At 71.1% G+C, this 9,602-nt stretch carries 8 protein-coding genes; 2 read left to right on the top strand and 6 right to left on the bottom strand.

What is annotated here, in order from left to right; genetic code table 11:
• On the top strand, positions 1-774 hold a 774-nt coding region (locus tag MFF30_RS15210), incomplete at its 5' end, for an NAD-binding protein (protein ID WP_238280228.1).
• 4 nt (positions 775-778) lie between these two features.
• Here MFF30_RS15210 and MFF30_RS15205 read toward each other — a convergent pair.
• From MFF30_RS15205 to MFF30_RS15195, 3 genes are all read right to left on the bottom strand, one after another.
• Complete coding sequence (locus MFF30_RS15205; RefSeq protein WP_238280227.1) at positions 779-2,254, bottom strand: UdgX family uracil-DNA binding protein; 1,476 nt, start codon at positions 2,252-2,254, stop codon at positions 779-781.
• A gap of 1 nt (position 2,255) precedes the next feature.
• Entirely contained in the window at positions 2,256-3,470 is a 1,215-nt protein-coding gene (locus MFF30_RS15200; protein WP_238280226.1) for a putative DNA modification/repair radical SAM protein, read from the bottom strand.
• 92 nt (positions 3,471-3,562) lie between these two features.
• Complete coding sequence (locus MFF30_RS15195; RefSeq protein ID WP_238280225.1) at positions 3,563-4,147, bottom strand: regulatory protein RecX; 585 nt, start codon at positions 4,145-4,147, stop codon at positions 3,563-3,565.
• Positions 4,148-4,283: 136 nt separating this feature from the next.
• Between MFF30_RS15195 and MFF30_RS15190 the strand changes: the two genes are divergently transcribed.
• On the top strand, positions 4,284-5,714 hold the full coding sequence (locus MFF30_RS15190) for a TAXI family TRAP transporter solute-binding subunit (RefSeq protein ID WP_238280224.1): 1,431 nt from the start codon (positions 4,284-4,286) through the stop codon (positions 5,712-5,714).
• Positions 5,715-5,717: 3 nt separating this feature from the next.
• Here MFF30_RS15190 and MFF30_RS15185 read toward each other — a convergent pair whose 3' ends face one another.
• The 3 genes from MFF30_RS15185 to MFF30_RS15175 form a co-directional block, all read right to left on the bottom strand.
• Entirely contained in the window at positions 5,718-7,247 is a 1,530-nt protein-coding gene (locus MFF30_RS15185) for a carbohydrate porin (RefSeq protein ID WP_373320911.1), read from the bottom strand.
• 90 nt (positions 7,248-7,337) lie between these two features.
• Entirely contained in the window at positions 7,338-8,648 is a 1,311-nt protein-coding gene (locus tag MFF30_RS15180) for a Gfo/Idh/MocA family protein (protein WP_238280223.1), read from the bottom strand.
• 103 nt (positions 8,649-8,751) lie between these two features.
• The gene (locus tag MFF30_RS15175; RefSeq protein WP_238280222.1) at positions 8,752-9,540 is read right to left on the bottom strand and encodes a phosphatase PAP2 family protein; all 789 of its coding nucleotides are present in this window, start codon (positions 9,538-9,540) and stop codon (positions 8,752-8,754) included.
• Positions 9,541-9,602: the final 62 nt, after the last annotated feature.

The following is a 9,602-nucleotide window of genomic DNA, read 5'->3' as shown; positions in this document are numbered from 1 at the left end:
GCCCAGATCGGCGAGTTCTCGTTCATCCTCGTCAGCCTCGGCCTGTCCCTGAAGCTGCTGCCCGAAGAGGGGCGCGACCTCATCCTCGGCGGCGCGATCCTGTCGATCACCCTGAACCCGCTGTTCTTCGCGCTCACCGACTGGGTCGGGCGCAAGGTCGCCGAGCGTCCCCGCCTCGCCGCCCGCTTCGAGCGCAAGGGGGCCGAGGCGCTGGCGGTCACCACCGAGAACCCGCCCCATCGCGGCCACGCGATCCTCATCGGCTACGGCCGGGTCGGCAGCACCATCGGCAAGGCCCTCAAGGCCTGGGACCTGCCCTACATCGTCCTCGACCGCGACCGGCGCCGGGTGCTGGATCTGCGCCAGGAGGGCATCGAGGCGGTGTTCGGCGACGCCACGGCCCCCGGCATCCTCCAGGCCGCCGACATCGCGCAGGCCCGGCTGATCGTGGTCGCGACGCCGGAGCCCCACACGACGCGGCGCATCGTCGAACTCGCCCGCGAGCTCCATCCGGGCATCGACACCCTGATCCGCACGCACAACGACGGCGAGCGCCGGCACTTCGAGGAGCAGGGCGTCGGCCTCGTGCTCATGGCCGAGCGCGAACTCGCCTTCGGCATGACCCTCTACGCCCTGCGCAGCCTCGGCCTGAAGGAGGGCGAGGCGCGCATCTTCGTCGACAGCACCCGGGTCGAGAGCCGCTCGGCGCCCATCGAGACCGAGATCGACCAGGTCACGCCGGAATTGCGCCCCCATAAGGAGGAAGGAGCCTGACGTGTCAGGCGGCCAGGGAGAGCCCGAGTTCGTGCACCCGGCGGAGGTCCGCCACGAAGTCCGCGTAGGCTTGTGCCTTCGCCTCGTCGGGCAGGCGTAGCAGGTAGGACGGGTGCACGGTGATGAAGCCCGCATAGGGCTTTTCGAAGTCCGCCGGGCCGCGCGCCCGGGTGATCGGGATCTGCTTGCCCGTCAGCGCCAGCACGGCGGTGGCGCCGAGCGCCACCACGAGCTTGGGCGCGACGAAGTCGAGTTCCCGGTCGAGCCACCAGCGGTAATGGCTGACCTCGCTGGCGGTGGGCTTCTGGTGGATGCGGCGCTTGCCCCGCTCCTCGAACTTGAAGTGCTTGACCGCATTGGTGAGGTAGGCGTCCGCGCGGACGAGGCCGGCCTCTTCCATCGCCCGCGACAGCAACTGCCCGGCAGGCCCGACGAAGGGCCGCCCCTGGTGGTCCTCCTGGTCGCCCGGCTGCTCGCCCACGAAGGCGATCGACGCGCCCAGCGGTCCCTCGCCGAGGACGGCCTGGGTCGCGCCCGGCACCAGCGGCTCCGAGCGCTTGATAATGGCGTTGAGGGCGTCGAGCGAGTCCGGGGCCTGGTCGGCCATGGCGGCCACCGCGCGGGCGGGGTTTCGCTTGACGGGCATCTGGGGCTCCCTCTCGATCATGGCGCCGGTGCGCGCCGCCGCCTGCCGGACGAGGCCCGGAATGGCGGCGGTCTCGGGCATGTTGCGCCAGTACTTCTTCGGCATCTCCGCCCGCATCGCCGCGAGGTTCGTCCGGGCCGGGTTGAAGGTGCTCTCGTAGTAATCGCGCCAGCCCGCCTCGAAGCCGTCTTGCGCCGGTGCGTCCTCGCGTCGCCCCGGGGGGCCGAAGGTCAGGGTGTCGCCATCCCAGGAGGCCGAGGCCTCCGGCGTCAGGATGGTCCAGTGCAGGCTCCGGAAGCGCCCGACGAAGAACGGGGCGGCGGCCCCCAGGATGTGATGGTCGGGCTCGAACCAGGCGACGAAGCGCTCGGGATCACTCCCCTCGACGCGGCGGAAGCGCAGGAAGGCGTGCATCTTGTGCAGGTCGCGGGCGATGGCCTTGGCCATCCGTTCCAGGCGGTGGACCAGCGGATCGCTCGACACCTCCAGCAGCCTGCGCTCGCCCTGCAGGACGCGCCAGATCAGGTCGTACAGCAGGGCGTAGCGCTCCGGATCGCTGTGGAGCACCACCCGGGCCACGATCGCGGCGACACCGCGCGGCAGGTTCAGGGGCGCGTCGTCGGCCGGAGCCGGCGGCTCCATTCCGAACAGCCCCGGCGCCTCGCCGACGGACCAGAGCACCCGCTCGGGCGGAACGCCCCGCCCCGCGAGACGGCGGGCGGCGGCACGAAAGCCGTCGATGTCGGCGCCCGGGGACAGGTAGACGGCCTCGAGCGCGCCGGAGCGGGCACCGGCCCCCGCGGAGGCGGGAGGGGCGGGTGTCGGCGCGCCCATCTCAGAACAGGCTCAACTGTTGCGGCGGGTCGGCGAGACGCGCCCGCAGGTCGAGGCGGTCGGTGAGGCCGCCGGCCGGGTGGTAATCTGCCGTGATCAGGAAGGGCCGCGCCCGCTTCAGGGCGGAGGTCAGCCGCGCCACGTCGTCGAGGCGAAGGCGGGTGTGCCGCCGCGCGCGAATGATCTTGTCCACCGCCCGGGCGCCGAGGCCCGGCACCCGCAGCAGCATCTCGCGGTCGGCCGCGTTCACGTCGACGGGAAAGCGGGCCCGGTGCTTCAGGGCCCAGGCGAGCTTCGGATCGATGTCGAGGGACAGCATCCCGTCCTCGGTGGCGTCGGCGACATCGTCGGGCGTGAACGCGTAGTACCGCAGCAGCCAGTCGCCCTGGTACAGGCGGTGCTCGCGCTGGAGCGGCGGCGATTTCAGCGGCAGGATGCTCGAGCCATCGGGGATCGGGCTGAAGGCCGAGTAGTACACCCGCTTGAGGTTGTAGGAGCCGTACAGGAGCGCGCTCTTGCGGATCAGAGCCTCGTCCGTGGTCGCATCCGCCCCGACGATGACCTGCGTCGATTGTCCGGCGGGCGAGAACCGCCGTTTCTCGGCCTTGGCCTGCGTGATGCGCTCGCCGATCTGCGCGATGGCGTGCTGGATGACCGCACCGTCCTTCTCGGGCGCGAGGCGTTCCAGGCTCGCCTCGGTGGGCAGCTCGACGTTGATCGAGAGCCGGTCGGCGTAGAGGCCCGCCTCCTCGATCAGCCAGGGGCTCGCCTCCGGGATCGACTTCAGGTGGATGTAGCCGCGAAAGCCGTGGTCGCGCCGCAGCGACTTGGCCACCCGGGTGAGCAGCTCCATGGTGTGGTCGGGCGACTTGATGATGCCGGAGGAGAGAAACAGCCCCTCGATGTAGTTGCGCTTGTAGAACTCCACCGTGAGGGTCACGACCTCCTCGACCGAGAACTTCGCCCGCTGGACGTTCGAGGAGCGGCGGTTGACGCAGTAGGCGCAGTCGAACAGGCAATAGTTCGTCAGCAGGATCTTCAGCAGGGAGATGCAGCGCCCGTCCGGCGTGTAAGCGTGGCAGATGCCGGCGCCCGTGGTCGAGCCGAGTTCGCCCTTGGCCGCGCTGCGCTTCGGCGCCCCGGAGGACGAGCACGAAGCATCATACTTGGCCGCATCGGCGAGGATGCGCAGCTTCTTCGCGAGCATTTCGTCCATACGGGAGAGATGCGCCTCGTTCGCGATTCGTTCAAGTTTTCGCGTGGGAATCCCGCGTTTCTCCGGCGCCGCGATGTCGCAGGCGGGGCCGATCAGAATTCGGGCTCGTCCGTCTCCTCCGCCTCGATCACCCGGCGCCCGAGTCCGTAGCCGAAGCCGGCGCGCGCCATTGCGGCCAGATCCCGGTCGCGGTGGGCCTCCCGCGTGCCCGGACGTCGCCAGGGGCCGAGGCGGCGCCGCTTGGCATAGGCACGGGCCGCCGCCTCTTCGAGATCGGCGCCTTCGTCCGCGGCCGCGCGTTCGTTCTCCATGGCGGCCGCCACCTCCTCGCGAGCCACCCCCTTGGCGGCGAGCTTGGCCGAGACGGCGCGGGCGGAGGCGCCGCGCCGGCGCAGGGCGGCGAGGCGCCCCGCGGTGAAGCGGGCATCGTCCACGAGGCCGGCGCTGACCGCACGGGCCACCGTGGCCTCGATCGCCTCCGCGTAGGCGGCCGCCTCCTCGCCGCGCAGGCGGCAGCGCTTGTCGACGCGTCGCTTCAGGGTCTGCCGCAGCATCGCCACGGAGGCGCTGTAGCGCTCGAGATAGAGCAGCGCGGCGCGCTCCAGATAGGCCGGCGTCACCGGAGGCGGTGGCTTCCTCTCGGCCTGCGGGGGCTTGGCCTCGCCCTGTGCGGGCATCCGGCCCCTTTCCGCCCCCGGGCTTCCGGGACGCGGCGCAACGTTTCGCGGTGTCATCGGTTCTTCATGGTCCGGACAGGTTTCGGAGGCAGGCTGTCGCGATGGTGATCACGCTGGACAAGGGCTCGGGCCTGTCATGCCGGCAATCCTGGTGAGACGCGAGTGGTTGCTCGTTCTCCTGGCGCTGGGCTTCGCCCTCGTGGCGGGGATGCTGGTCTACCTGTCGCGGCCGACCACGCTCACGGTGGCGGTGGGGCCCCGCGATGGAGCCGAGGCGACGCTGCTCCAGACCTACGCGCAGGCGCTGGCCCGGGGGCACGAGGACGTGCGCCTCAAGCTGAATTTCTACGATGACGTGCGCGACAGCGCCGAGGCCCTGCAGCGCAACAAGGCCGACCTCGCGGTGGTGCGGCCCGACGTGCTGCTGCCGGAGAACGGGCTGACGCTCGCCATCCTGCACGACGAAGCCCTGCTGATCGCGGCCCCCGAGGCCGCCGGCATCGAGAGCTTCCCGGATCTGGGACGCAAGCGCCTCGGTGTGGTGGAGCGGCACGCCGCCGACATGCCATTCCTGACCAACCTGCTCGGCTTCTACGACTTCGTGTCGCGCCCCGTCGGCGAGACCGGGCCTGAGACGGCGCTGGGCCCGGCCCGGGTCGCCCTGGTACCCCTGAAGCCCGGCGAGGTGACGAGTGCGCTGGCGGAGGGCCGCGTCGACGCCGTTGCGGTGATCGCGGCGCCCGCCTCGAAGGCCGCGATCTCGACGGTTCGGGCCGTCGAGGCGGCCTCCGCCGACAAGAAGATCAACTTCGTCTCGGTGGCCGACGGCGAGGCCATCATCCAGCGGATGCCCGAACTGCAATCCGTAACGATCCCCGCCGGCACCTTCGGTGGCCGCCCGAAGCGCCCGGAAGAGGACGTCAAGACGGTGGGCGCCTCCTACCGGCTGATGGCGCGCGGCAGCGTCAGCCGCTTCACCGTCGCCTCCGTGACGCAGCACCTGTTCGAGTGGCGCTCCAAGCTGGCGCCCATCGCCCCCATCGCCAACCTGATGAAGGCGCCTGACTTCGACTCGACGGTGGCCGCCACCAGCGCCCGCCTGCCCAACCACCCCGGCGCGGTGGATTACTTCGAGCGCGAACAGCAGACGATGTTCGAGCGCTACGAGGATTACATCTATCTGCTGGCCTTCTTCGGCGGCACCGTGGGCTCGGGCGTCGCCTGGCTGGCCCAGCGCCTCGCCCGCAAGCGCCGCGAGCGCATCGACATCGTCCTCGACCGGCTCCTCGACATCCTGCGCGAGGTCCGGGGCTCGACCTGCAAGGCCGACCTCGACGGCCTCGTGCGCGAGACCGACGACCTAGTGGCCGACGTCGTCCAGCATGCCCGCGAGCGCAACATCGACAACCGCACGGTGAGCGCCCTCATCCTGGCCATCGACGCGGTCCATGCCGCGATCAACGACGAACGCCGCACCCTCGGCGATGCGGGCGCGGAGGGCGGCCGCGCCGTGGACCATGCCCGCACGGCCCGTCTCCTGTCCCTGCACGCACCGGCGGCGGAATAGCGCTCAGTACCGGATCGTCCCCCGCAGCCCGAACACGGCCGCGTTGCGGATGCGGGCGCCGCCGGCGTCGCGCGGGTTCGGGATGCCGCCCCCGGGGCGGAAGACGTACTGGAAGTCCGGCTGGAGCGTGACGCCGGGGCCGAGCACGGCCTGGTAGGTCGCCTCCAGCACCGCCTCGCTGCTGCGCCTCGGCATGGTGAGGCCGGTCGCCAGGATCGTGTCGGTGTCGAGGCCGCGCGCCTGGGGGGAGATCCGCGCATAGCCGAAGGCGAGGCCCACGGTGTCGTCGGAGCGGCCGGGCAGCAGGCCCTTATAGGCGATGCCGACATCCGCGTAGACATCCACGAGGCTGCGGTCCGAGGGCGATCCGGAGACGCGCAGGAACACGCTGGCGCCGTCGTTGGGGTCGTCGGGCTCGCGGTAGACGGTCTGGTCGATGAGGCCGTAGAGGCCGGCCTGTCCCCGGAAGCGGCGGGCGATGCCGGTGCTCGAGGGCGCGGCCAGCGACGTGCCGGCGCCATCGAAGCGCAGGCTGTCGAAGCGTCCGAAATGATACCAGCCGCCCAGCGTCACCGTTCCGGCCTCGCCGGTGCTGCCGGGTTCGATGTTGTAGGCGTAGGAGGCCTCCGCGATCACCAGGACCGGGTCGCTCGTGCGAAAGTTGGTCCCCGTGCGGTTGCGGCGCTGCGGGTCGGGGTCGGCGCCGCCGCGCACCGGCCCGGCCGGGTCGCCGTCGAACAGGCCGACCTGGAAGGACAGGTTGGCGTTGGGCACGATCTTCGCCCGCACCCCCGGCACCGCGAGCGGGTAGATCGGGCCGCCGCTCGGGATCACCACCGCCATGTTGTTGGGCCAGCCGAAGGTGGAGTTCACGAACACCGTTCCGGTCTGGGTCACGGCGAACTCGGTGTCGGCGGCGATCTGCCCGAACTTCAGGCCGAACCGGTCGCCGAAGAACTTCTGCTCGAACCATAATTCGTAGACGCGCGACGACGGCAGCGCCTCGATGCCGCTGATCGTGATGAGGTTGCCCACCGCGCCGGGCGAGAGGCCGGCGCCGTGGATCTGGAACAGGTTGGTGTGAAGGGCGGCCCCGTTCCAGCCGAGCAGCGGCCCGAGGTCCACGTCGATCTCGAGGTCGAGCAGGCCCTCGTAGATGCCGCGCTGGCGAAAGCCCCCGGAGACGTTGCCGAGGCTCTCGCCGATATAGGTCAGGCTGTAGGTGACGCCGCGCGCCTTCAGGAAGGCCCGGAAGCCGAAGGGGTCGCCGTAGGGACCGAGCTGGTCCTCGATCGAGGTGTCGAGATTGGCGGAGGGCCGCGACGAGGTCACGGACTGGGCGACCGAGGTCTGGGGATCGCCGCCCGCGCCCCGGGGGGAGCCGATGGCGCGACCTTCCGCGGCGAGGCGCGCGGCGGTTTCGGCCGGCGTCTCGGCCAGGACGATGCCGGACAGAAGCCCGATCGCGAGGAGGACCCCACCGGCGACCGCGAGCGGCCGTCGCGCGAAAAGGGCGTGTCGAAGCTGGGGCAAGCGTCTCGCGGTCCAGGCGGCGGGTCCCGTGCCGCGCCGGGCGCAGTCTAGCGGGTTCTCATGACGCTCAGGCAACCCCCCGGAAGCGGATCAGCCGGCCTCGTCGAGTTCGGGTCCCCGCGTCATGTCGAGGCCGCCGCCCGCGCCGGGGGGCGGACCCACGGTCACCGGCCGGCCGCTGCGGGCGGCCTCGTAGATCGCCTCCATGAGGACCTGGTCCTGCAAGCCCTCCTCGCCGGGGGTGCGGGGTCGCCGGTCCTCCTGGATACACCGGGCCATGTGGTCGATCTCCAGGGCGAACTGGTTCTTTTGCGCCAGGATGCGGGTGTCCTGCGATTCCACCTGCCCGTCCGGCCGCGACACCACCAGGCGCTGGCCCCGATAGGCGAAGGCGTTCTGCAGGTCGATGTCGGCGCGCTCGGTATGGACCTGGAGCCGGCGCGACTCGTGCACCCCGTAGCTCGTCATGCACTGGGCGATGAGGCCCGAGGGAAAGCGCAGCGTGAAGGAGACCGATTCCTCGACCTCGACGAACTTGGCGTCGCCCGGCGGCGAATGAATCTGCGCCTCCACGGAGACCGGCTCCTCGCCGGTGAGCGCGCGCACGCCGTTGAGGCAGTAGAGCCCGATATCCGGTAGGGCGCCGCCCCCGGCCAGAGCCTTCTTCAGGCGCCACTGCTGGGGCAGTCCGGTGGTCTGGCCGTTGAAGGCCTGGATCAGGCGCGGCCGGCCGAACTCGCCCGAACGGGCGAGCCGCACCACCTCGCGATTGTAGGGCTCGTACTGACAGCGATAGGCGATCATCAGCTTGACCTTGGCCGCCGTGCAGGCCGCGATCATGTCCCGCGCCTCGGCAGAGGAAGCCGCCATCGGCTTCTCGCAGAGCACGTGTTTGCCGGCCTTGGCCGCGGCCAGCACGTCGCCGCGATGCACCGCGTTCGGCGTCACCACGTAGACCGCCTGGACCGCCGCATTCTGCGCCAGGCGGTCCCACTCGTCGTAGCCGTAGACGGCCTCCGGCGCGATTCCGTACTGCTCGGCCACGAGCTTGGCCTTGGCCGGCGTGCCCGACATCAGCGCGACCACGCGCGACCGCTTCGTTTCGCCGAAGGCCGGCAGGATCTCCTCCAGGGAGAGCCGCCCGAGGCCCACGATGGCGAAGCCCACGCGCTTGCCCGGCGGCATCGGCGCAGGCGGCGGTGGGGGCGCCCGGTCGCCGGGGCCGCGCCAGTTCGGGAACATCACCTTGCCCCCCTGCACCGCGCCGGTATCGGCTGGGACCGAAGGGCCCGGCGGTCCGGATTGCGCGGATGCCCCTGTCGCGCCGAGGGCGAGCCCCGTCAGGGTGGCACCGCCGGCACGAAGGACGTTGCGGCGGGAGAGCGGGAGTTCGTCCGTCATGAAGCTCGCTGTGGGTTCCGGCGGGATCAGGAAGGCCGGGCGCTGCGCGCACCGACTTGTCCTGTCGGGAACGTCACGGCGAGAAACGCGGTTCCGGGGCGCGTCAGGCCGCCTCGTTCTCGTTCCGCGCGTCCCGCGAGGCCGAGGAACTCGGCGCCTCCACCTCGCCCCGCTGCTGCAGGACCAGGGCCACGAACCAGCACAGGGCCGCCCAGGCGGCCCCCACGCACCAGCCCGCCACCACGTCGCTCGGCCAGTGCACCCCGAGATAGATCCGGCTGATGCCGACGAGCAGGGTCATCGACACGCCGATGGTGAGGACGAGGATCTTCACCCCGCGCTGCCGGTCGACGCGGGCGATCAGGCTGGCCAGCGTCAGGTAGGCGATGGCCGACATCATGGCGTGGCCGCTGGGGAAGCTCGCGGTGAACACCTCCATGCCGTGGGGCACGAGGTCCGGGCGGGGCCGGTGGTAGAAGAGCTTCAGGACCGTGGAGGCGATCTCGCCGCCGCCGATCGCCGCGATCACGAACACGGCGATGCGCCGCCGCCGGGTCATCGCCAGGTAGGCGCAGGCCGCCGCCGTCACGAATACGATGGTGAAGACGCTGCCGAGCCCGGTGATGTCGCGCATGGTCTCCTCAAGCCAGCGCGGCCCGATCGGATCGGAAATGTCGGCCGGGTTGCGCAAGGCCAGCAGGACCTTGCGGTCCAGCGCCGCGGTGGAGCCCTCGCCGACCTCGTTGGCCAGGGCGAAGAAGCCGTAGCCGAGCAGGCTCACCGCCAGGAGCGCGATGACGGGGCCGACCTCGTTGAGACGCAGCGCCAGACGCAGGGCGTTCACCCGGGTCACGAGCGGGTTGTTGCGGTAGGCGGAGGGCAGGGCTTTCATGCGGACAAGGCTTTCATCGGATCGTCCTTAGCGTGCGGGCGCACCGTCGCAACCCCGCTGGC

It is taken from the genome of Methylobacterium goesingense, assembly GCF_022179225.1.
Classification (GTDB): domain Bacteria; phylum Pseudomonadota; class Alphaproteobacteria; order Rhizobiales; family Beijerinckiaceae; genus Methylobacterium; species Methylobacterium goesingense.
The sequence above is the reverse complement of the archived record's forward strand: the minus strand, read 5'-3'. Positions and strand labels throughout refer to the sequence as shown.